Raw genomic sequence first — 24,799 nt, 5'->3', positions numbered from 1 at the left:
CTATTGGTTTACCAACATCAGCCTGCCATCATAAGTAACTATCAAATAGCTATTTAAATTAACGGTTTTAAGTGGTGTTACATTACTAAGCTCCTGGAAATTGAATGAAGAATTTACCAGGTAAGCCGGATTTTCAAATACCCCGTTATTTTTATTATAACGAAGTGTCACTAAGCCAAGCGCATCGTACTTGCCTTCATAAGGTACCACTCCCCAAAAGTTTCCATTAAGTAACATATTGCCACCATCATCTTTTAGTATTGATTTAATTGGGGCTTGCTGGTACAAATAAGGTAGCGGCCTAACGGAGGCCGTATGCAATACGTCACTTACAAAAATACTGTTAAACTGATTTACGCTTAGGCGCTTAGTATCGTCCAATTTGTCTTTGAATATTTCGGAAGTGGTTTTGTCGGCCATTTTTTGATAGCTAAGCCATTCTTTTTTAAGGTATGGCAACTCCTGTTCCAAGTCATTTTTGGGACGGAATGGATAATACAAATCTTTATAAAAGTACGATAGGATCAAGTCGTTTTTTCCGTCTTTATCCAGATCAGTATTATAGGCAAACAAGGGTTGGTCGGGCGTAACGTTATACTTATTGTTTAAACCCCAGTTACCCGCAATGAGGTCGGCCTTACCATCGCCATCAACATCAGTTATCATTGCCGATTGCCACCAGCCTTTTTCCTTATCTAAAATCTGCGACGAAAAGCGCTTCAGTTTTTTTCCGTCGTTTAGGAAGATATAAACAGGTTGCCACTCGGCCGTAATCAACAGATCTGGTTTGCCGTTATTGTCAATGTCGCTTGTAGTTATACTGGTAACGTACTGCAGGTTAGTAATTTCATCAAATGCTTTATCATGGCTTATTTCAAATATTCCGTTGCCTTTATTAATTAAAATTGCAGAAGGAACAACAGCAGTATAGTCTTTAAATGAAACGGCACTTGTTAATAAAATATCGTTCAAGCCGTCCCCGTTAAAATCAAACGAGGTAATTTTTGATGCCTGGTAATTAATTTTTGGTAGCGGCTTATATTCAAACTGAAAATTGCCTTTATTTAAATATAACCGTGGCTGAACCAACTTTTCTGTTTCCAAAAACGGATGATTAGCGCTGATCACAATCAAATCAGGTTTGCTGTCATTATTTACATCCGCCCATACAGCCTGTTCATCGGCGGTATTCTTGTCTTGATCAAATAATGGCACCCTTATTTTGTTGAAGCCGCCAGATTTATTGCCCGCAAGTATGTACTTTTCCTCATCTGCTATGCCCCCTACATAAATATCGTCCATGCCGTCATTATTCACATCGGCTACAGCAACTGCAGGTGTATGTTGCAAATAGGTATGCGGTAAAAGTGAGTAGTAGTTAAAATCTGGTGTATCAAACGTTTTAACTGTGGCCAAAAGTTTTGATTGCACAGACTTATAATCGAACTGTTTTTTATCGCTAATGAAGCCATCTATAACCCCGGCTACTGGTTTCCTGTCAACTATCTGTGCATTATAACTTATAATCATCTTCTGTCCGGGCTTAAAATCTTTGATCACCTGATAGCTATTGTCCGGCCATACTACCAATAGCGATTCCGGTTTATCATCCGGAGCAAATGTGAATAGCAGTTCATTGTTTAAATTGCTCTCATAAGCGTTACTGGTTTGTATTTCCTGGTGATCGATATGTTTTTTTGATTTCAGGAAAAATTTGGTACCGATACCATCACGATTCAAAGGGTTATACTTTACGGCATAGTTAAGATAAGAAGGCTTGTTTTCTTTATGGCTTTCAATTGTTGTATTTTTATAGATAAAAGCCGGCTCATCCATGTTATTGGTTACCATATCAAGATCGCCGTCATTGTCCAGATCAACAGCTACGGCGCCCGCGGATATCGATGCTTGGTTCATATCGTTAGCCGATGATTCATCGGTAAACTTTAACTTATCTCCTCCGCGATAAAAGTAATTGTGAACCCCTCCTTCGGGCATTTTGTTGATCTTTTCCTTGTCAAATACGCGATTTTCTTTGTAGGCCTGCATAACCGTAGGATCACCAAGGTATTTCAGGTAATCCATATCATTGAGGCGGCGTTTGATACCGTTAGAAAAGAACATATCCTTCGTGCCATCCATATCAAAGTCCTGGATCAATGGCGACCAGGTCCAATCCGTAGCTGAAACACCGCTGTATAAACTTAAGTCGACAAACTTATTACCATTACCTACGTTCAGTTGCAGACAGTTTTTTGAGTATTGATAGTAAAATCCGGCATTTACTTCCTGATTATAAATATCCAATGATTCATCATTTATTGTTGAGCGAAGTACCTTCATCTCTTCGGGAAGCATATCTGTGCTGAGTACATCCAGATGCCCGTCCTTATTGATATCGCTGATGGTATTGCCCATCGAAAACAGGCTGGTATGGCCAAAAGCACTTTTCAATTTCTCCTTAAACGTGCCGTTATGTTGGTTAACGTAATAGTAGTCCTGCTCAAAAAAGTCGTTACTTACATAAATATCGTCCCAACCATCGTTATTCAAATCTCCAATACTTACTCCCAAGCCATAACCGATCGGAGCCGAATAAATACCCGAACCGGCTGTTACATCTGTAAAATGCCCGTTATCATTTCTGAAAAGGTGGTCGCCGGCATCATGACTGTATTTAAACCGCTGGGTAGAATCACCGTAAGTATCATTGCTGTGTACTGATGAAGTAAGCAAGAACATATCCAGGTCGCCATCTTTATCATAATCAAAAAAAGAGACCTGAGTTGAGAGCCCCGCGAAATCGAGCCCATATTTAGCTGCACTTTCGGTAAAAGTCAGGTTGCCGTTATTGATATAAAGCTGATTTTTCCCTTTAAAAGTTTTATAACCAGAAACTACACTTACATAAATATCCTTAAGCCCATCGCCATTGATATCAACTACTATTACCCCGGTTTTCCAGTTACCAGTACCGGCAACACCGGCTTTATCTGTAATATCCTCAAACTTCATCCCGCCTTTGTTCAGATAAAGTTTATTCGGCCCCTGGTTTGATACAAAATACAGATCGGGCAGGCCATCATTGTTAAAATCGGCAGTGGCTACTCCTGCCCCGTTGTAAAAATACAGGTAGTCTAAAATATTAACCGAATCTGATACTACATTTCTATTGACGAAGGTTACTCCTGTTTCATTAGCCGGAAGCAACTTAAATACGGTCTCTCCACTTTTTTTAGGCTTACAGGAAAACAAGCCCACTAAACCAATGCTTAACAGTATAAAAAGATATCTAAAAGTATATTTGGCAGACAGCATTAAATTGGTATTAGCGAAGTTCATAAGCTTTAAGCGGTTCATCATTAATGCCAAACAGGTAATAATTTCTACCTGCCGCATTTTTTATAGCTGCTGATGAGCGTACCTGGCCGTTTAAACTAAGGCCGGTTTGAGCAGCCGAAAAATAAGTAAACCCATTTTTTGCGTACTGATAAACCTGACCATGGTTAGCATCAAGCCGCCCGACTTCGGGCTTAAAGCCATAAAAATTGCCGCCTAATATGATTTTCTTAGTCCCTGTATTATCAATATCGGCACATAAAATAGTATTTACCATAGATAGTTGTGCATGGGCTGGCAATGGTTTACAGTTAAACTTTCCGCCTTTGTTAAAGAATACTGCCGAAGCCAGGAAGTTCATCTGGTGTGTTTCGGCGCCATCAAGCATATCTGCCGTAAATACTTCGTTAAACGGCTTGCCTGCATAGTCGATATAGCGCAGGAATCGTTTTTTGAGGATGGGCATCTGGCCTACCAGATCGGGCTTCATATGAAAAACATAGTTTACACCATCGCTTTTGTACATGGAGGTTACACATTCCTTAGTGCCGTTATTATCAAAATCCTTTACGTGAACTTCCATCGGTTGATCAAATGACGCCCTGAATTTTGAATTAAGACCAATGTTGCCGCCAATAATATCAAGTATACCGTCCCCATCTACATCGGCAACTTCCAGGCTGCTCCACCAGCCTTTGTAATTGGCCAGTTGCTTATCTTCAGTAAACTTTCCCTTATTGTTCTTGAAGATCCGGATCCCCATCCAGTTACCTGCTACTATCAAATCGGGTGAACCATTGTTGTCAATATCGGCCCATTTGGCAGCTGTTACCATTCCCAGTTTTGTATCATTGCCTAACACTGCTTTGGATACATCCGTAAAATGCCCATTACCATTATTATGAAAAACAAATGATTGGGGCGAGCAACCATAAAGGCCGGGCACGCTCCTGCCGCCAACAAAGACGTCGGGCTTGCCGTCGCCGTCATAATCTGCCGAAACAATTACCGAAGCATTAACAGCAGCGTGTAACGTCCTTTCAGGATCACGATGAAAATTGCCCTTGCCATCATTCACAAAAAAACGCGGATTATAAATCGGGGTTTCTGCTTCATCGGCATTGCCACCTACTCCTATGATCAGATCCTGGTCGCCGTCGCCATCAAAATCGCCAAAAACAGCGCCTGCATTTTCAAGATACCCTTGCTTTTTAAAATCATCGGGAATGGTTTGTTTAAATCGCCCATCTTTTTGTTGGATATAGATGGCTGCAAAACTATTTTTTGAGCTCCCGAAGTAAAAATCAGTCAGTCCATCGCCATTTACATCGCCGGTTGCCATGTAGGGGTTTTCAGTCGATAACATCTGAAGCATCAGGCGTTCATTATCAAAGTCGATAAAATCATCTTCTTTATGCCTCGGAATGCTATCAAATATTGATTTGGTAACATCGGCAAACATTGGTTTAACAGGAGGCTTTGTCCTGTTATATTTCAAATTGGCGTCAGCTTGCTTAATAACGTAAACTTTATCTGCGGCGACGCTTTTCAATAACTGGTAATTATTCCCTGGCCAAATCACCTGTACCGAATCAATTGATTTGTATTTACCAGTACCAATAGTAAGTAAATTAGGCGATGTACAGCTTTGGAACCCACGGGTTGGTTGATTATAATAAATGAGTGAACTACCTTTCATAAACACTTTGACAGTAGCGCCTACTCCAAAAGTATTTAACCCCGCTCCTTTTAACTTTAACTGAATGTAATGATTCCCATTTTTTTCGGCATTATTTTTAAAGACGGACACCAGCGCGTTTTCATTGTTTACAACCAAATCGTTATCGCCGTCATTATCCAGATCAGCATAAGATGATCCATTGCTGAAGCCCGGCTTATCCAAACCAAAATCGGCCGATTTATTAGTAAATGTAAGGTTGTGGTTATTTAAATAAGCATAGTTTGACTGGGGCGACGAACCCATTTTGTCTGTAAAATCCTTATAGTCAAACTTCTTCCTGCCTTCGGCAATCTTTGCCATATTATCGCGATTGCCTAAAAACTCGATATAATCCTGATCGGTAAGGTCCTTATAAATTCCGTTTGATACGAAGATATCTTTCCAGCCATCATTGTCCATATCAAACATCAGCGCGCCCCAGCTCCAGTCGGTAGCGGCTACGCCCGAATAAAAGGCGGTTTCAGAGAAAGTGCCATCGCCGTTGTTTACCTGCAGGCAGTTTTGCATGTATTGGTTATAATAGCCGTCGCGTTGTTTTGCTTTGATTACGTCGTAGGATTCAAACGCTGTCATCTTTTTTAACCGCTGATCACCTTCGGGGAGCATCTCTGTAGTGAAAATATCATATTGCCCATCGTTATTGATATCGGCAATGTCCGATCCCATTGACGCCAGGCTCAGGTGACCGGTTTCATTTTGGATGTCCTCTTTGAAAGTCCCGTTTTTTTGGTTGATGTAGAGATAATCACGCTCAAAAAAATCGTTAGACACATAAATATCGGGATACCCATCTTGATTTATATCTGCAACAGAAACACCTAAACCAAAGCCAATATCACTTGAATAGATACCGGCCTCTTTAGTTACATTGGTGAAGTGTCCGCCATCGTTACGGTACAAACGCGCTCCGCCCAGCTCGTCAACAACAGCACGAAGGTTTTTACTAAAATCGAAGGACTCTATGGGCCTGAAAGAATTATTCAGCACAAAACAATCAAGGTCACCGTCATTATCATAGTCGAAAAATATGGCCTGGGTTGATAATCCATTATCTACCAGACCATACTTTTGGGCCTCTTCTTTAAACGTTCCATCATGTTGATTTATAAATAGTTCATTCCCTTTTTCGTTGCCGTGCGCGTTACCACTATGACAAACGTAAATATCAAGCCATCCGTCGCCATTAATATCAACCATTGTTGCGCCGGTACTCCAGTACTTGGTACCTTTAACCCCAGCTTTATCAGTTACGTTTTCGAATTTCCAATTCCCTTTGTTGATATAAAGCTGGTTTCCTCCCATGTTTGAGGTTAAATAAACGTCGTTTAAACCGTCATTATTAACATCACCGATTGCTACCCCGCCGCCATTGTAATAATTACGGAAAGTAAAAACGTTTGTACGGTCCTGATCATTGAGCTGGTTAGCAAAGTTTATACCTATAGCTTCGTTGTTTTGCAGCGTAAACAGGGTTTGTTTATTGGCGCCATTACAGGCGCAAAGTATAGTAAGGGTTAAACCAAGTAGAAACAGGGGTATCTTTGGATGCATATAATCGGGGATAAAACAAACGTAGCGGAGTTTTCCGCTACGTTCCTTTCAATCAAATAAATCTCAACTATTAATAACCTGCGTTTTGTTTAAGGTTAGGGTTAGAGTCGACAGCACGGGCCGGGATGGGATACACAGTCCTGGTTTTGTCGCTTTTGTTTGGACGCTGATCAACCGGATCGTTAAATTTCTCAAACCTGATCAGGTCATTTCGCCTCCAGCCTTCATAATACAACTCGAAACCGCGTTCAGCGAGCATTGCTTTCAAATCTAAAGTCGCCAGGGCAGTAGCTCCGCGAGGGGTCCTTACGCCATTTACGATAGCGAGGGCTGATTCACCATTCGGATCAGAACCGCCTCTAAGTATTGCCTCTGCCTTCATTAACCTAACATCAGCAAAACGTAAAAAGATATAAGTGTTTGTAGCGAAGTCGTCGTTAACAGAGCCATCTGCTGCTGGGTGCGGAAAATATTTAATAACACGGATACCCTGCGCCTCTGTAGAATAATTGAGGTTTACGTCTGGCGTAAAAACAAGCGGAGAGCCGCCACGTTGTTTAAGGGCAACGTGGCCCGGGCCATATTGCTGCCCAACCAGGAAACCTGTGTTTAATCCGTTACGGTCGGTAAGTTCTGGATACGAACCGCCACGCCTTTCATCTTTTGGATCAAATGCATTGTAAAAGTCGGCAAGGGTTGTAAAACCGTTCCATCCACTTGGTGATTGATTATAGTGCATACCCATTCTCCAGCGATTGTGGGTATTGGCCGGCGCATTTGTGGAGGTGTTGATTATACCGAATATGATACCTTTTGACTTATCGCTATTATCCCAGGCAAACTCCTGGAAATATTTACCTGCAGGCTCCAATTGGTAACCTGCATCGGCAACCCGGTTAGCAAATACTATAACGCTATCCATATCTGTTTTAGCAAAAGTAAATGGCCCCCCAACGGTAGTAGCCTTATATACAGCTTTATTAAGGTACACTTTGGCCAACAGCGCTTCGGCAGAAGCTTTACTTGCGATACCGGCGGACGCGGAGGCTCCAAGATTTGTTTCGGCGAATCGCAGGTCATTTATTATAAAATCTGTTGCGGCACTCCGACTATAAACTTTAGGATTATCGGTTGCTGGAGCTGCCGGATCCCTGAATGGTGCCTGACCATACAGGTCAACAACCTGAAACATAAAGTATGCTCTCAGAAAACTCGCTTCGGCTTTGGTTTGAGCGCTCGATTGCGATGAATTTATAACCTGGGTTGCCCGGAAAACACCTGTATTTAATTGATCCCAGGTATCACTTATCTGGTTATGGAAAGCGTCCCACGTATGGGTATGCAATTTACGCCATGTGCCAAAATCGCCCCAGTCTGTACCCCTTGTTGGGCCCATCATTTCGTCGGTAGGGTGTTCTTGCAATGCATAAGTATTTGCCTGGTCTGACTGTCCATTTAATTGAGTATAAACCCCTTTCAAATCAGATGCAGAACCATTACTACCCTCCCTTATCACTTTTGAGCCTGTAACTTGTTCATCAAGTTTTGCACAGCTCATTATTGCCAGTAACGATGCTGCCAAACAAACAACACCCGTTCTTTCTATTAATTTTTTCATTTATTTACTTTTAAAATCCTGCAGTTAAACCAAATGTATATGTACGTGCTTTAGGGTATGCAGTGTAATCGATACCCCTTGATGGTACACTATTGATGTCCTTATTAACATTTATTTCAGGATCAAGTCCTTTATAACTGGTTATAATGGCTAAGTTTTGACCAGTAAGTGCCGCCCTTAGGGATTTAATAAATTTACTGTTTTTCAATTGGAATGTATAACCCAGGGTCACATTTGAAAGACGAACAAAGTCACCTTTTTCGAGCCATCGGGTAGATACCTGCCCGGAGTTAAGTGGATTTTCATTAGTAAATGCAACATCAGTAGAAACATTGTGACCTGTTAACAAGCTACCACGATAGAAATAAGCGTTTGCCGTGTTATCATAAATGTAAAAACCTGTTACCGCATTAAGGAAAACGCTTAAATTCCAGTTGCCATAAGTGAAATTATTGGTTAAGCTTGCTGTAAACTTAGGCAGTGCACTACCCTGCAATGTTTGCACATCAATACCGTTAGGATAAATGCCGAAACCATCTTTATCAAGGCCATTATATTGGGCAACTTTAAAAGTAAACAATGGGTAATTGTTTTGAATAACCTGGGAAAATGCACCAGATAATCCCTGGCCGCTTATAGCACCTGTTTGCACTACCAGTTGCTCAAAGCCTTTGACGTTGTTTTTCAAAAACGTCATATTATAATTAACATCCCAGGTAAATTTAGTTCCCTGAACAGCCGCCACGCTTAAACCAAACTCTAAACCTTTATTTACTACATTACCCGGTAGGTTAACCCATATTGCCGGGAACGGGGCTGGTTGTGCAAAGTACTTCAGGAAAAGCAAATCTTTTGTGCTTTTATTGAAGTAGTCAATGCTACCTGTAACCCTATTATTAAAGATGGCGAAGTCGATCCCAGCACCATAATTTGTTGTTGTTTCCCACTTCAGATCAGGATTAGCCGCATAAAGCTGGCTTGAGCCCCCAGCCAAATCATATTGCCATACCGGAAGTGACTGATATGGAGGAAATTCCTGGTTACCTGTTTTACCATAATTTAAACGCAGGCTCAAATCATCAAAGATGCCTTTTGGAGCAAAACTCTCATTCATGATCTTCCATTTAACAGCTAAGGCCGGGAAAGTAGCATAATGATTGTTTTTACCAAACTTAGAAGAGCCATCTGTACGTACTGTTGCAGTTAACAGATATCTATCTTTAAATGAATAATTTATACGGGCATAGTATGATTGTAACTTTGAGCGGGATGTATCACCGAATACAGGAAATGGATTTTGAAAATCATTTATATTTTTCACCAGCACATTAGCTTGTGACGTTTTATATCTGATATCATTGAAACTTTTGTTGTTAAATACCTGGTATGAATAACCGCCCAATATTGTCAATGAGCTATTATCAGTCCATTTTTTATCATAAGTTAAAGTTTGTTCAGTGATTTCGTTACCAAGTTTAACGGTTTGCAAGGCTCCCATACCGGTACCTGAAATAGCCGGGGTAGTTTTGCCTCTGATAGTACTGCTGCTTGTATAACCCTGAATCCTTGGATCATAAAAAGTATAACGTTTAGCCAGTGAATAATCATTGCCGTAAGTACCACGGTAAGTTAAATTCCGTGTAAGTTTAACGCTCAGCCCTAAATTGGCTAAAACGCGGTCTACGTTGTCCCTATCCCAGGTATTGTTGAGCATATCCACCGGGTTAAGGCTACTGCCATCATAGTAATAAGTACCATCGGGGTTTTTTACCGGGTAAGTTGGATTTAGGCCAATAGTGGCGCCGATTAGGCTCCCCTGGAAACCCGCGTTATTGGTAATAGGCGCATAAACGTTTTTTACATTTGATCCCAGCACGTTAAGATCAAGCTTTACAACATCTTTATATAAAGACTGGGTAGCATTGATCCTTACGGTGCCGCGTTTTAATCCCGACTTTTTGATAATACCATTTTGATCATCATAGCTTCCGGATACACGATAAACAAAACCGCCGGTTGCACCGCCAAAGCCTAAATTAAAATTTTGGGAAAACACTTTTCTTAATATCTGATCTTGCCAGTTGGTATTTGCACCCTTATTAATAGCATCAGCATCAGCACCGGTTGCAGCAACAGCCTGAAGAAATTGTGAAGCACTGAGCAGTTTATAACGGTTTGCGGCTGTTGAATATGAAGTATTTTCAGAAAATTGTATACCCTGCCCCTTTCTGCCTTTTCTTGTTGTGATCAACACAACACCGTTGGCTCCTCTTGAACCATAAATGGCAGATGCAGAAGCGTCTTTCAATACCGAAATATTTTCGATATCAGCAGGGTTAAGAAAAGAAAGCGGGTTACGCGCAGATGACATCCCGATAGGGCTTGCTGCACTTGAGGCGGCATACGAATCATTAGATACCGGCACACCATCAATTACATATAAAGGGTCATTCCCGGCCCTTATTGAGCCTGTACCCCTGATATTTATCGAAGCACCGCTTCCGGGCTCACCACTGCCAGGCGTAACTGTTACACCTGCAATACGGCCCTGAAGTAACTGATCCGGAGTTGCGATTTGCCCTTTATTGAAATCCTTGGTGCTTAACGAAGCTACCGATCCTGTGGCGTCTTTTACCCTCTGGGTACCGTAACCTACCACAACTACTTCATTAAGGGCCTTACTGGCCGACTCCATGCTCACATTAATTTGCGATTGCCCATTGATAGGAACTGTAAGATTTGAATATCCTACATATGTAAATGTAAGGCTTTTGGCAGTTGAGGGTACCGATATACGATAAGATCCGTCTGCTGTAGTGATAGCCCCGCCTGAAGCTCCAACGGCTGTTACTACCGATACTCCTATCAAAGGAGAGCCATCCTTTTTGTCAGTTACTTTACCGGTTATCACCTTATTCTGGGCCATAGCAGGCTCCATCAAAAAGAGAAAAACAGCAAAGAAACATACGTTGAGTAAATGTTTAATTTGCATAAAATTTGAGATTTAGTTGAAATTGGTTGTTGTTTGGGTTTAGTTTTTAAAGTGCAAAAGAGAGACCCCCACATTTTATACGAAGTTATGCGGATATAGTTTGCGATTATTATAACAAATAATATCCTCAAAGCATATACACAAATGCTATCAAAAACATCTCCCCTCACCAACTAATGGGCAGGCAACAGGATAAGGTAAACAATAACTGGCCGTTTAAAAATGTAATGGTTTACAATTATTACAGATTAAAATCTACTGCAATTTAATTATAAATAAATTCAGAAAGAGGTTCACAACGGTTAGCAAAGGAAAAACGGTATATTTTAATAATTTTTATAAACTTTTTCGATGTTTTTTTTATTTAAAAAACTACAAGTCAATTAGTTATATAAAAAAACAACAAGAAAAATATAATGTTTTTTTAATCATTTATGATACTTTTTATACTAAAAACCCTGTAAAGTTCAACAATCTTACAGGGTTTTTAGTTCATGTTTTCTCCTAAAAAGTCAATCGTAATCAAAAGCCTTGATATCCATAATACGTTGTTCAAACTGATCAGGGTGCAATGATTTTGCCTTGATCCGCATTTTATAAACGTAAATTGTATTAACTGAATACTCCAGTATTTTGGCAATTGTTTCATTATCGGCAATACCCATTCTGATAAGGGCAAATATGCGGAGATCTGTATTTAATACTTCATCTTCATCAGGCCAGATCTGATCTTTTTCGGCAAAAAGACTGTTAAATACAGTAATAAAATTGGGGAAGATCTTTAAAAAGATATGGTCAAAACTATAGTATAGGTTTTCTCTTTCCTTTTTAATGTCTATGCCATCTACAAATGTATGTATGGCATCATACTTTTTCATGGAAAGCTTGGCATCGATAGAAATCTTCAAGTTTTCGAGCTTGACTATGTACCCTGATATGGCTTTAAAAAATTGACCAATATACTCTTCTTTAATTTTTGCATCTTCAATCAACTTGCCGTTGATGTGGTTTAACTGAACGTTTTTCCCCTCGATTATCGCTTCTTTAATCTTCAGCTTTTTTAATTGCTTAATGATCATCACCAGGAAAAAAACCACCAGCAACGCAAGTGCTGTAATAACTAACAGGAATACCAGGAAACGATTTCTTTGATGTTCGGTATTATTAAGTTCGGCAGCTGCTATTAAAGGTAAAATTGCTCCTATTTGTATTTTACGCTGGCGGGCCCCATAAAAATCGGCATCGGCTTTAGCCAACTGAACAAAACTGTATGCATCCTTTATGCTTCCATGCCTATATAATATCTCAGCAACCCTAAAAAGTGCCACATTCTCCCGCGTTGATGATTTTATATCAGCAATTGCCGACCTTATCATTAAGTTAAGCCCCTCGTCCGGTTCATTATCTTCAAGGCAAATAGCACCTAACGAGCATGATACCATTGCACGCATGTGCATGGAAATTGGCATATCCCGCTCCAATAACTTCCTGAACCTTATCCGGCCTTCTTTATAATCTTTTGTCTGGTAGTTTTGCAAAGCAAGCAGATAGGTATGCATTATATGGTCATTTCCACAAAAAGAAACAGCAGAATCTATATACCTGTTGCCCGCAGAGACGTAATCGGGGCTGAAATATTTATCATTACTGTAATTTGCCAGATCATAATTGCATCTTCCTAAAAAAAAATAATAATCAACTTTATCGGCATCGCTCAATGCCTTTACATCTACTTTATGTAAATAATCAAAGGTTTCGTTAAACATCCCCGACGAAAGGAGAATAAAAGCCATCTTAACATAACTATAATATTCCCGCTTTTTATTCCCGGTTGCCCTGCTCAGCGATATCATTTTATCTACATAAACATAGGCCGAATCAAATTGGTACGATTTATATTCGGTATAAAGCTTATCCCAGGTATCAAACCGGGCATCATAATTTGTTTGTGAAAGTTTTGACTGGTATACCTTTAATTTTTGAATCCTCACCTCCTTAGCGCCATCGTATACATTTTTCTTTGCTATTTCATTTTTTAGTTCTTCGAGTAAAGGGTTGGTATCAGTTAACGCATTTGCCGAAAGACTAATTAATAAACAAAGCAGGCAGAAGATATATTTCATTTTTGTTTTAAAGGTTTTTAGTAATATGCAGCTTGTTACATGGCATTTAATCAAACACATTAATTCAGCAGATCAAATACTCAATAATCTAATTAAAACGGCAACTAACAGGCTATCATTTTAAGGACAATTGCACAATTGTCCCCGGTTTATCTTCTCAAATATATGGATTTGAAGCATTGCTAATGCGTTTTAGTTTGTTTTTTAATCAAAAGTAATTGTACCATCGAACGTTCAAAAGAACTGTCGTTACGTGCCCTCATGCATTAAATAAATTTAATTTATAATTAACAAAACAAGACACCAATACAAACAGATGCATCGTTTTCCATACAGCACAGAAACATTCAATTAATATTATTGCAATAAATTACTCTATATAAAATCAAAACTTTTAAAAATTAAATAAAAGTTAATTAAAGCCCAATTTAATACTGGCATGGCATCTGGGTTGTTGGCTATTGTAAAACCCTGACGTATTATGAAAGCATATTATCAATTATCAAAAAACGCAATTAAAACGCTTTTGATTGTAGTAGCCTGCCTTTTACCATCACTAGTTTACTCCCAGTTCAAAACACCAGGATCTGTAGAGTATCTAAAATTTTGTAACGGGATTAACGGATTAACACTTGGTGAAGATGTGGCCCAAATTCCTTCTCATAAACTTTCTTATTTGGACAACGACGACAGGCCTGATGCCGATAGTTGTGTGCGTTATCAATATAAAGACAGTAGTTTGTTAGTGTTGGGAGATAGTTTGTCATTAGATGCCATAGGTTTCCGCACCTATAAAAATAAAATAGTAAATATTTATCTCTTTTTTAAGATGGGCGATGCCTACAAAATACTCAGCGATTTCTTAAAAGCATATGGGCCATTTACCGGACGCCCCAATAATTACGCCGACATTTACAACTGGGATACAAGTGCACTGAACCTATCATTAAGATACCAGGTAAAAACCGAGATGGGAGTAGCAATATTTAGCAGTAAACACCTCGAAAATGAAATAGCAGCAAACAAACCGGCTGTCATCCTCAAGGATGCATACCAGTCGTTCTCCGTTTTGTATTGATTCCTTTACACCAACAAGGGGGCACAAAATGCCCCTTTTATATCATTTGCGACCGCAAAGACGGAATTATTAAAATAAACTTTGGTTTTAACGTGAAAACATCCTTTATTTAAAAAAAATCAAACGAAATTTGTATACGGTGGTTATCTATCATCTTTAATCTCAATTTATAAATGGTCAAATTATTTGTAGGCGGCTTTCCTCTGGAGATGACAGAGCTGGAACTTGTTAAAATGATAGGTCCGCATGGCGATGTGGAAACGATTAAAATTGTACGCGATAAAAAAACAAGAATATGCAAGGGATATGCTTTTCTTGAAATGAAGGATCGTACAGGAGCTGAAAACGCAGTGATTGCCTTAGATGGTACCCCCATTGCCGATCGCGTATTAAGCGTAAAAATAAACGACGACTTTGTTAAGAAAACCCCGCCACCACGCAAGTCATTCGGTTATGGCAACAACAATAACCGTAACAGCAATAATAGCAGGCCCAACAATACCCGAAGCTACAATAGCAATAGTAATAGTAGCCAGGGCGGTTACCGCAGCAATAGTGAGCAATCGCCTGCAGGTGACAGACCAAGGCGCCCAAGAAAAACGATGTAACAACGGTACGATAAATTACATATAAAAAATCCCGGCCAATTATTAATCGGCCGGGATTTTTTATGGAGTCTTATTTGTCAGCATTAAACGCCAAGGTCCTGCATAATTGAGGCAATTTTAGCGTCGAGCTGTTTATCTGTTTCGTTGTAAGCTTCCTTACTGGCAAGTTTGCCGTTCACGCTGCAATAAAACTTGATTTTAGGCTCGGTGCCCGAAGGACGCGCCGAAATGATGCTTCCGTCTTCAGTAATAAATTGCAAAACATCAGATGTTGGCAATTCAATCGGTTTAGAAGTATTAGCTACCAAATCAGTTTCGATACGTTTTTCGTAATCTTTAAGCGTAATTACTTTTGAGCCACCTAAAGTAGCCGGAGGGTTTGTACGGAATTTTTCCATCATTTCCTTGATCTCTTCGGCACCGGTTTTACCTTTTTTGGTTAAAGAGATCAATTTTTCTTTGTAAAAGCCATATTGTACATAAGTATCAATCAAAGCTTCGAACAAGCTGCTGCCTTTATCCTTATAATAAGCAGTCATTTCGGCAATGAACGTGCTTGAAATAACAGCATCTTTATCCCTTACCAGTTCGCCTATCAAATAACCATAGCTTTCTTCGCCGCCGCCAATAAAGGTTTGTTTACCTTCAAAATGGGTCATCAGCTCACCAATATATTTAAAGCCGGTTAAGGTGTTATAGTAAGTAACATTTTTAGCTTCGGCAATACGCTCGATGAGGTTTGTGGTAACAATAGTTTTAACAATGTACTCTTTACCGGTAAGCTTACCTTTTTCTTCCCATGCAGTTAATAAATAATTAATGAGCATGGCGCCAGTTTGGTTTCCATTAAGGAGCACAAACTCACCATCAGTATTCTTTACGGCAATACCTACACGATCGGCATCAGGATCAGTAGCTAACACCAGGTCAGCATCAGTATCCTGGGCTTTTTTAAGCGCAAGTGTTAATGCTTCTTTTTCTTCCGGGTTAGGATAAACTACTGTAGGGAAGTTGCCATCAGGTGTAATTTGTTCATCAACCAGGATCACGTTTTCAAAACCAAACCTTTTTAAGGCTTGCGGAACTAACGTAATACCTGTACCATGAATAGGCGAATAAACTATTTTAAGATCTTTTTGACGCGCAATTGCATCTGGTGAAACAGAAAGCTCGGTGATCTTGCTCAGGTAAAGCTCATCTATCTCTTCTCCTATTTCTTCAATATTCGCGTCAACACGATTAAATTTAATGTCATCAATACTGCTGATGGCTGCAACCTCATCCATTACAGCCTTGTCATGCGGTGCAACAAATTGTCCGCCGTCGGCACCGTAAGCTTTATAACCATTGTACTCTTTAGGGTTATGTGATGCAGTAAGCATTACACCACTTTTGCAACCTAACTGACGTACGGCAAATGACAACTCAGGAGTAGGACGAAGTGCTTTAAAAAAGTAAACGTAAATATCATTTGCCGAAAAAACCTCTGCTGTAATGGTCGAAAAGAAATCGGCATTATTACGGCTGTCGTGAGCAATAGCAACTTTGATCTTTTCGCCCGGGTATGTTTTTTTCAGGTAATTAGCTAAACCCTGTGTGGCCGCACCTATCGTATATTTATTGATACGGTTTGAACCCGGCCCCATAGTACCGCGAAGGCCTCCTGTACCAAATTCCAGATCGCGATAAAATGAATCTGTCAGTTCGGTATAAGCCTTCTCGTCAATTAACTTTTGAATTTCCTGCTTAATATCAGCATCATAATTTCCTTGAAGCCATGAATTTGCTTTCTGAAGAATGGTGGGGTCTAATTCCTGCATAAGTGGTTGTATGTTTTCTATTTATCCGGTTCGGTTTTGACGTAAATATGGCAATAAATAGCCAAAACCGAACGCCTTAAAGTTAAATCATCTTTTTAAATATGCCAGCCCAAAATTGAATAAGTTTTTGCGGCATATAAAGCGATGCTATCGATCAGTGAACAAAACAACATTATGAGAATAAAGTTTACTGCATTTTTAAAACATCTGTTATTGATTGCCGGGCCTTGTCTTTAAAACAGATTTCATTAAGCAGATTTGCAGTAGTTTGAGATAGTATTATTGAGCCGGCAATATCTGTTAGCCGGCTTGCCTGAGCAAACCGGCATTAACAGACGGATATATAGGAGTTGGTAAGTGGTTGCAAAATTTAGCCTGCCAATAATCCCTTATCATTTTATTACAGGCTCCCCTATTTATCCAATTCGATTATGATCTTTTTAGCATTGTCATTTGCTGGGTCAAGTTGTAACGACTTTTTATAATTCAACAAGGCTAACGGCTTATTGCCCTGATTGTAATATGCTTCGCCAAGGCTGTCAAACACATTGCCCGATTTTGGAAATAGCTTGGTATTATATTCGAAAACAGAAACGGCATCGGCCAGCCTTTTTTTACTCATTAAATAATAGCCGGTTTCGTTCAACGTGTTTTCGTCATCAAAACTATATTCATCACTGTGTTTATTTTTAAGCTCATTATAAAAACTGATAATTTGCTCGCCGCTCATTAAGTCAAGCTTTGTGCTAAACGCATCCAGGAAGGATCTCTTTACCTGAACGTAAGGTTTACCATCTAAAATGGCTTCAATAGATTTTTCAATTGAATACAGGTTTCCCTGTTTATTATTGGTCATCAATATAATAGTAACACCTTCCGGCACCTTGCTTACCAGTAACGCCTGGTAATTAAGGGAGGTGCCATCGTGAACATGGCTAAGTATCTTATCACCCTCCATGCTACCACCACCAAGGCCAGATTGTCTTCCCGGAGTTACGCCATTAATAATCTCGCGGGTGGCAACGGGACTTATCAGTTTAAATTTGGCTATAGCATTGGCCCACGCATAAAAATCATCCAGCGTTACAGCTGTCCAGCCAGATATGGGGTATACCAGGCCGTCTGGCTTGCCATCGTTATTATAGGATTGGGCAACAAGCTTATCATTTTCATCAGGATCAATGATAGCTGTATTCATACCCGCCGGCTTCAATTCATGATCTTCAACAAATTGTTTGAAGCTTTGGCCGGTTATCTTTTCGATAATGCGGCGCTGCAAGAAAACATTATTGTTATTGTACGCATATTTTTTACCCGGCTCAAAATCAAGCGAGTCAATTTTCATCAAATCGGCCATGTTACCGGCGTCATCTTTAACTGTCTTCCATTTTACATCGGGCAAACCGCTTGTGTACTGTAGCAGGTTAATGATGCTAATTTTACCGGCCCAAGCGGGTAGCTGAGGCAGGTATTTGGATACTTTATCATCCAGGTTCAGTTTGCCTTGTTCCTCAAGTATCATGATGCCAACAGCATTAAATTCTTTAGCTATTGAACCTATATGAAAACGGTACTGATCGGTAAGTCTCGCAGTTTTGCTCGCATCGGCATAGCCTATCGCGGCTTTATAAATGATCTTCCCATGATCGGCAACTAATACATTCCCATTAAATAAGCCTAATCTGTTTGCTCTTTGAATCAGGGTATCAATATGAGCTATTCTGGTTTGCTGCGCAATGGTTCTCTGTGTGCCTAAAGCAAACATGGCAAGCAGCAAAATGTATTTAAAACTCAATTTCATAAGTTGCGGATTGATGGTAAAAAGACAACAGCAAACGCAGTTATGTTACAGTCAATACAATATTAGTTTATCCTTCCCTATCGTAAACAGCAGCCAGTATAAAGGCACATGACGCAAGACCGGTATCTTTCAGGGCGTTGGTTATTTTTCCGGCATCGAAATGGCTATTGATCAATAAGGGAATATGTATTGTTAAAATGAATACCCATATCATGCATCCTAATAAAAAACATCCCCATTGAGCATATAAATTAACGTAGATGCTTATAGCGGCAGCCATCAGCGCAACCGCCGTTAGATACACCCAAAACAGGTGAAATGGGATCCAGCCGGGAACCAGCGTGGCCACAAAATCGGCATACATAAAATGTTGTATGCCGAATATGAACATTACCGTAGCATAAATGTAGGTGCTAATCCTGCTTATTATTTGTTTCATTGTTGGTTAGGTTATGGTATATTTAGGTTTAATTTTAATGCTGATAAAGTTAGTTTGCACACCACGCTATAGCAATTCACAGCCTGTACAAGTTGGTACAAGGCTGTACAAATAATATTTGAACTGATTTACCGGCTATTTTTGACCCAATGAATATGCCTGCACAAGAGTTGCCTATTACCGAACTGATAAAACAATACGAAACCTATACCGGCTGGGGCGATAGTGCGAACTGGAAAAACCAGGATTTTATAAATCTGAGCGAAAAGATCAGGGAGAAAACGGGTGCTTCTATAAGCCATGTTACATTAAAGCGCATTTGGGGCAAGGTTAAATATGACAGCCTACCCAATACCTACACCATGGATACACTGGTGCAGTTTTTAGGTTATGAAAATTTCAGGGTGTTTAGCATTCAATTTGTTCCGGTTGATAAGCAAACCGAACAATATCAACTTAAACCCAAGCCGGTAAAAAAGCATTCCAGGTCAATGCCTTATGCTTTAGGCGTTTTAACGCTGGTGGGCATTTTATTGGTTGTGATCATGGCTTCGCGTAGTGAGCTCCCCAAACCACCTATAGTAGCAAAAGATTATAAATTTAGCAGTAAAAAGGTAATCACCTCGGGCTTGCCCAATTCGGTTGTGTTTGATTTTGATGCTACCAGGTCGCCTTACGATTCGGTAGCTATTCAGCAATCATGGGACAGGCATTTACGTGTCAATGTTTCAAAAAATGATCGTCAGCATACCTCTATCTATTACTTTCCTGATTTTTATTATGCCAAGCTCATTGTGGGCGGCAAAATTGTGAAACAGCATGAACTGTTTGTTGAGTCGAACGGATGGCTGCCTATAGTCGAAAAGCAGCCCGTACCAATTTATTATAAAAAAAAGGATGCTATGGTTGATGGTAAGCTCTCGTTGTTACCCGAAAAGATCAAGGAACGCAATATAGCCATGCAGCCTACCCCGCCCTATGTGGTTTATACCAACGTAACCAATTTTGGAGAGATTTACAGCAATGATTTTACTTTTGAAACCTCGGTAAAAAACAATTATAGTGAGGGTGCAGCTGCCTGCAGATTAAGTACTGTTTATATTTTGTGCAAGGGAACGGCAATCTGGATCCCGTTGAGCTCGAAAGGTTGCGTATCCGATCTGGATATGTATTTCGCAGGCTATGAGGTATCAGGTAAAAAACATGACCTCTCTGCTTTTGGGGTTGATTTTGAAAAATATGTACCGCTTAAAATTGAATCCCATCAAGGCAAGGCACAAATCTATATTGATAACAAATTGGTTTACACTATAGACAAAGGCATTGGCCGGGCTAAAATAATTGGAATTGTGTTTCGTTTCCAGGGTACAGGATCGGTTGATTATGTGCGTTTAAAGAATGGCAAAGTAAATTATGACGATGAGTTTTGATGATCGTTATTTGCTTCGCGAGGGATAACTGACAATAACTCATTTTTTATGGCTGGTGGAATAACCATCATTGGTTGAGAAACGATTACACCGTTATTCCCCGGCGAGGGGCAGCTTGCTATTAAAATAAAACAGCCCTTTTCCGCTTCAAAAGTTACAGCTATTTTTAATTGCTTTAGCGCCTCAAGGTCCTGGAATGCTGTTCGGTTACTGATCCGGAATTGAGTGGTTAGCAGTTCAATAGAAACTACATCCCTGGTTTGCAGCAATACCAATACCCTGAGCAACCTGTCGGCCCTGTTCATAGCGAATCATTTTTTCATACAAAGGTGTAATAGACTATTGACAACAGTGTGTCAGCAGGAAAAATGCAGTACCCGGGACAGTTTCACGCTTGCATTGCCCTAAAGGTTAATTATCTGCCCGATAAATCATCAACACTACCCCTGATGAAAAAACTTTCTGTGATATCAATTTTAATGAAATACTATTTTTTTGCCGGCTAAAAAGAGGCCTGCCATTGCCTAATACTACCGGGTGAATCCAAAACTGAAACTCATCGATCAAATTTACAGCCGCCAGCTTATCAACCACACTGATACTTCCGTAGGTAAGGATGTCGCGGCCATGGCAGTTTTTCAAATTTTCTATTGCCCGTTTTAAATTGCCCTTAAGCAGTAACGAATTGTTCCACCAAACAGCAGTCATTGTTGAAGACAGAACCACTTTTTGATAACTGTTCATCATATCAGCATATGCGATATCTGTACGGGGAAAACTCATGCTTTTAGCTTGAAATGGCCAATAAGTTGCCATAGCCTGATAGGTATTTTTTCCCAATAAAATAGTATCTGCATGGCTCAGCAGTTCTGTTGTTGTTTCGGCAATTTCATCAGTCCAATATTTATAGTGCCAGTCGAGGCCTTCGTCCGCTGCTGCAACAAACCCATCCAGCGTAATATTTAAAGATACTATTAGTTTGCGCATGATAATTACAGGCAAACCGGGCTCAAATGGCAAACCCGGTATTAAGTATAAGCTTATGGTTATTTAGGCCACGCCGGCATTACCGGCAAGTTTGGTGTTGGTTAAACCGAGGTCTTTTACCTGTTCGTACTTTTTCCATAAATAGTAGGTAAAAAACATAACGATCAACATCACCGTTGGCGGAATAAGCATAGCAGCGCCGGCCCCGATTGCAAACCATGATAAAAATGCGCCGATAAAACTGATGGTGAATCCCGAGTACGCCCATTCTTTAATAATGCGATATCTTGTTTGTGCTATAGCCATTACGCCCGCAATTTTTGCCGAGCCCATAATTACCAACAGGTACATAGGATAGCCAAGTCTTGCTAATGAGTCCTTACCTGCCTGTTGCATGGTTATCCCTCCATAGGCGTCACCAAGCATTGCTAATAAAAAAAGCGTGGTGAAAATCCAGTACAGGGTTTTAATTGTTTTTGGTTTCATGATGATATGTTTTTGTGTGATTATTGATTGGTTAACGGTACAAAGTTATCTGCAGAGCCAAAGATGTGTAGCACGTAAAAAGGACTTGTTAAGGGGTTGATTGCGACATTGGTGTTCACTATCTTTATCCAATATAATCAGTTATACGAACAATCAAATGAAACATGTTGCTATCCTGATACCTAATGAGGCAGTTTTGGCCAGTATTGTTGATGCCCGGACCATTTTTACCGGCGCTAATGACTTTTTGCAATCCATGGGCCGGCCACCGGTTTTTGATGTTCATATGGTTGGGCTTGCCAAAGAAGTTAAAGTACACGGGGGTATATTTTCGGTTCACCCGGATATTTTATTGAATGAATTGCAAAAAAGCGATATCGTGGTTATTCCCGCCATAAGCGGCGACCTGGAGAATGCGGTTAAGGTAAACCAGGATTTTGTGCCCTGGATCATAGAACAGTACCGTAAAGGGGCTGAAATAGCCAGCTTATGTATCGGGTCGTTCATACTGGCATCAACCGGGTTATTGAACGGGAAGGAATGTTCCAGTCATTGGATCACTGCCGATAAATTCAGGAGCATGTTTCCGCAAGTAACGCTGGTTGATGGTCGCATAGTTACCGAACAGCAGGGCTTGTATTCAAGCGGCGGAGCCACTTCTTACTGGAGCCTGTTATTGTTGTTGATTGAAAAGTACGCCGGGCGGGATATTGCAATCATGGCAGCCAAGATCTATGCTTTGGAGATAGACAGGAAAAGTCAATCACCTTTTGCGATGTTTACCGGCCAGAAGAAGCATGAAGACAACCCGATAAAGCAAGCTCAGGAATACATAGAAAATAATGTTACCGAAAAAATTTCAGTTGAAGACCTGTCATCAATGTATGCCATTGGCAGGAGACATTTTGAGCGCCGATTTAAAAAAGCCACCAACAATACACCTGTTGAATATATTCAACGTGTAAAAATCGAAGCAGCCAAAAAACAACTGGAAAGTACTCCCAAAAACGTAAACGAAGTAATGTATGATGTTGGGTATACAGATGCCAAAGCATTCCGCACAGTTTTCAAAAAAATAACCGGGCTTTCACCAATTGATTACCGAAATAAGTATAACAAACAAGCAGCAGTGGCATAGCTAAACCCAGCCAAATTTCGAGTATGCGTTAGCGCTTTGAATCCCTCAATATTACCGCTTCATTATTATCGAAAATATCTATCAGCAATTAGCTATAACAAACTGTATTACAGCAGGTAATAGCTCAATATCTTTTCACTGTAAAAACATTACATTTTGTCGATAAAATTAATCCTAACAAATAGCCAAATATTCCGTTTAAAAATTACATTTTTGCCCCAAAATTTTTAAGGATGCAGAGTTACCAGGAATTTCTTGACTTAAGTGTAGGCTTTCCACAGGATGGTTTTGAGATCATCGACGATGAGCTATACTTTCAGGACCTAAATTTGATGGAGATGATTGAAACGTATGGTACCCCCCTACGCTTTACTTATCTGCCTTTGATATCTAAAAAGATCCAGCAGGCTAAACTGCTGTTTCAACAGGCTATCATCAAAAACAACTATCGCGGCAGTTATAAATACTGCTATTGTACTAAAAGCTCGCATTTCAGGCATATTGTTGAAGAAGCGCTGAAAAACGAGATCCACCTGGAAACATCATCAGCATTTGATATGCCAATGATTGATGCCCTGGAGAAAAAAGGTACCGTAACAAAAGATATTACCGTAATATGTAACGGTTTTAAAACTTTCCAATACAAAACTTATATCATCGATATGCTGCATGATGGCTTTAAAAACATCATCCCGGTATTGGATAATAAAGAGGAATTTAACCTTTACGATGATGAAATTGAGATGGATACTCCTTGTAACCTGGGTATCCGTATAGCGGCCGAAGAGCAGCCAGACTCTCAGTTTTACACTTCACGTTTAGGTGTACGTATGGAGGATGTTATCGATTTTTACCACAATAAAATTGAGGACAATCCTAATTTCCAGGTTAAATTATTGCATTTCTTTATCAACTCAGGTATCTCTGATACACCATACTATTGGAATGAGCTGGAGAAATATGTAACGCTTTATTGCAAATTCAAAAAAGTAAACCCACATCTGGATACGCTTGACATTGGCGGTGGTATGCCATTTAAAGATTCCCTGGTTTTTGATTTTGATTATGAATACATGATCAACGAAATTGTGAGCCGCATTAAAGAGATTTGTGCCGAACACGATACCATGGAACCGGATATCATTACCGAGTTTGGTAAATATACCGTAGCCGAGGCTTCAGGAATCCTGTATAAAGTGTTAGGCCGCAAGCAACAAAACGACCGCGAACGCTGGTTGATGCTTGATGGTTCGTTTATTACCAACCTGCCTGATGTTTGGGCGCTGAACCAAAAGTATATTCTGTTGCCTGTAAATAACTGGGATTCGGAGTACGAGCGCGTAAACCTTGGCGGTATCACCTGCGATGGTCAGGACTATTACAACCAGGAAGCGCATATGAACAGCGTATTTATGCCTAAAACCCGTAAGGTGCAATATTTGGGCTTCTTTAATACCGGTGCTTACCAGGAAGTATTAAGTGGTTACGGTGGCATCCACCACTGTTTGTTGCCATCACCTAAGCATGTGATTATTCGCCGCAACCGCGACGAGACTTTCAACTTTGAGGTATTTGGCGAGGAGCAAAACAGCAAACAGGTATTAAAGATCCTGGGCTATACTACATAATTCTTACAATATCAATATAA

Annotated in this window: 16 protein-coding genes; 5 read left to right on the top strand and 11 right to left on the bottom strand. The window is 40.0% G+C overall.

Annotated elements, in window-relative coordinates:
- The 5 genes from BMX50_RS00890 to BMX50_RS00870 form a co-directional block, all read right to left on the bottom strand.
- Positions 1 to 3,342, bottom strand: coding sequence for an FG-GAP repeat domain-containing protein (locus BMX50_RS00890; RefSeq protein WP_167667777.1), 3,342 nt, complete (start codon positions 3,340 to 3,342; stop codon positions 1 to 3).
- Positions 3,329 to 6,631: a VCBS repeat-containing protein gene (locus tag BMX50_RS00885; protein ID WP_091206333.1), complete on the bottom strand. Its 3,303-nt coding sequence runs from the start codon at positions 6,629 to 6,631 to the stop codon at positions 3,329 to 3,331. The genes BMX50_RS00890 and BMX50_RS00885 overlap by 14 nt, the downstream gene beginning before the upstream one ends.
- A gap of 70 nt (positions 6,632 to 6,701) precedes the next feature.
- Positions 6,702 to 8,249, bottom strand: coding sequence for a RagB/SusD family nutrient uptake outer membrane protein (locus tag BMX50_RS00880; protein WP_091206329.1), 1,548 nt, complete (start codon positions 8,247 to 8,249; stop codon positions 6,702 to 6,704).
- A gap of 10 nt (positions 8,250 to 8,259) precedes the next feature.
- Positions 8,260 to 11,241, bottom strand: coding sequence for a SusC/RagA family TonB-linked outer membrane protein (locus BMX50_RS00875; protein ID WP_091206326.1), 2,982 nt, complete (start codon positions 11,239 to 11,241; stop codon positions 8,260 to 8,262).
- 512 nt (positions 11,242 to 11,753) lie between these two features.
- The gene (locus BMX50_RS00870; protein ID WP_143065055.1) at positions 11,754 to 13,364 is read right to left on the bottom strand and encodes a DUF6377 domain-containing protein; all 1,611 of its coding nucleotides are present in this window, start codon (positions 13,362 to 13,364) and stop codon (positions 11,754 to 11,756) included.
- Between the two features lie 481 nt (positions 13,365 to 13,845).
- Between BMX50_RS00870 and BMX50_RS00865 the strand changes: the two genes are divergently transcribed.
- The gene (locus BMX50_RS00865; protein WP_091206321.1) at positions 13,846 to 14,442 is read left to right on the top strand and encodes a hypothetical protein; all 597 of its coding nucleotides are present in this window, start codon (positions 13,846 to 13,848) and stop codon (positions 14,440 to 14,442) included.
- A gap of 173 nt (positions 14,443 to 14,615) precedes the next feature.
- Positions 14,616 to 15,050: an RNA recognition motif domain-containing protein gene (locus BMX50_RS00860; RefSeq protein WP_091206318.1), complete on the top strand. Its 435-nt coding sequence runs from the start codon at positions 14,616 to 14,618 to the stop codon at positions 15,048 to 15,050.
- An 83-nt stretch (positions 15,051 to 15,133) separates the two neighbouring features.
- Here the strand turns inward: BMX50_RS00860 and BMX50_RS00855 are convergent, their stop codons facing one another.
- The 3 genes from BMX50_RS00855 to BMX50_RS00845 all read right to left on the bottom strand — a co-directional run bounded on the left by BMX50_RS00855 (position 15,134) and on the right by BMX50_RS00845 (position 19,110).
- Positions 15,134 to 16,870: a phospho-sugar mutase gene (locus tag BMX50_RS00855; protein WP_091206316.1), complete on the bottom strand. Its 1,737-nt coding sequence runs from the start codon at positions 16,868 to 16,870 to the stop codon at positions 15,134 to 15,136.
- A gap of 412 nt (positions 16,871 to 17,282) precedes the next feature.
- Entirely contained in the window at positions 17,283 to 18,671 is a 1,389-nt protein-coding gene (locus BMX50_RS00850) for a serine hydrolase (RefSeq protein WP_091206313.1), read from the bottom strand.
- A 67-nt stretch (positions 18,672 to 18,738) separates the two neighbouring features.
- On the bottom strand, positions 18,739 to 19,110 hold the full coding sequence (locus BMX50_RS00845) for a DoxX family protein (RefSeq protein ID WP_091206310.1): 372 nt from the start codon (positions 19,108 to 19,110) through the stop codon (positions 18,739 to 18,741).
- Between the two features lie 155 nt (positions 19,111 to 19,265).
- Here BMX50_RS00845 and BMX50_RS00840 point away from each other — a divergent pair, with 155 nt between their 5' ends.
- Positions 19,266 to 20,540: a hypothetical protein gene (locus BMX50_RS00840; protein ID WP_143065054.1), complete on the top strand. Its 1,275-nt coding sequence runs from the start codon at positions 19,266 to 19,268 to the stop codon at positions 20,538 to 20,540.
- Here BMX50_RS00840 and BMX50_RS00835 read toward each other — a convergent pair.
- The 3 genes from BMX50_RS00835 to BMX50_RS00825 form a co-directional block, all read right to left on the bottom strand.
- Positions 20,522 to 20,845, bottom strand: coding sequence for an HTH domain-containing protein (locus BMX50_RS00835; protein WP_091206306.1), 324 nt, complete (start codon positions 20,843 to 20,845; stop codon positions 20,522 to 20,524). The two genes, BMX50_RS00840 and BMX50_RS00835, sit on opposite strands and share 19 nt — an antisense overlap.
- Positions 20,846 to 20,951: 106 nt before the next feature.
- On the bottom strand, positions 20,952 to 21,527 hold the full coding sequence (locus BMX50_RS00830) for a dihydrofolate reductase family protein (RefSeq protein ID WP_091206303.1): 576 nt from the start codon (positions 21,525 to 21,527) through the stop codon (positions 20,952 to 20,954).
- 63 nt (positions 21,528 to 21,590) lie between these two features.
- Positions 21,591 to 22,013 (bottom strand): DoxX family protein, encoded by a 423-nt coding sequence (locus tag BMX50_RS00825; protein WP_091206299.1) that lies wholly within the window; start codon positions 22,011 to 22,013, stop codon positions 21,591 to 21,593.
- 157 nt (positions 22,014 to 22,170) lie between these two features.
- Here BMX50_RS00825 and BMX50_RS00820 point away from each other — a divergent pair, with 157 nt between their 5' ends.
- Together BMX50_RS00820 and BMX50_RS00815 are read left to right on the top strand one after the other, a co-directional pair.
- On the top strand, positions 22,171 to 23,151 hold the full coding sequence (locus BMX50_RS00820; RefSeq protein WP_091206296.1) for a GlxA family transcriptional regulator: 981 nt from the start codon (positions 22,171 to 22,173) through the stop codon (positions 23,149 to 23,151).
- Positions 23,152 to 23,384: 233 nt separating this feature from the next.
- Positions 23,385 to 24,779 (top strand): arginine decarboxylase, encoded by a 1,395-nt coding sequence (locus tag BMX50_RS00815; protein WP_091206294.1) that lies wholly within the window; start codon positions 23,385 to 23,387, stop codon positions 24,777 to 24,779.
- Positions 24,780 to 24,799 lie beyond the last annotated feature (20 nt).

It is taken from the genome of Mucilaginibacter gossypiicola (genome assembly GCF_900110105.1).
Classification (GTDB): Bacteria; Bacteroidota; Bacteroidia; order Sphingobacteriales; family Sphingobacteriaceae; genus Mucilaginibacter; species Mucilaginibacter gossypiicola.
This window is presented reverse-complemented; position numbering and strand designations above follow the sequence as displayed.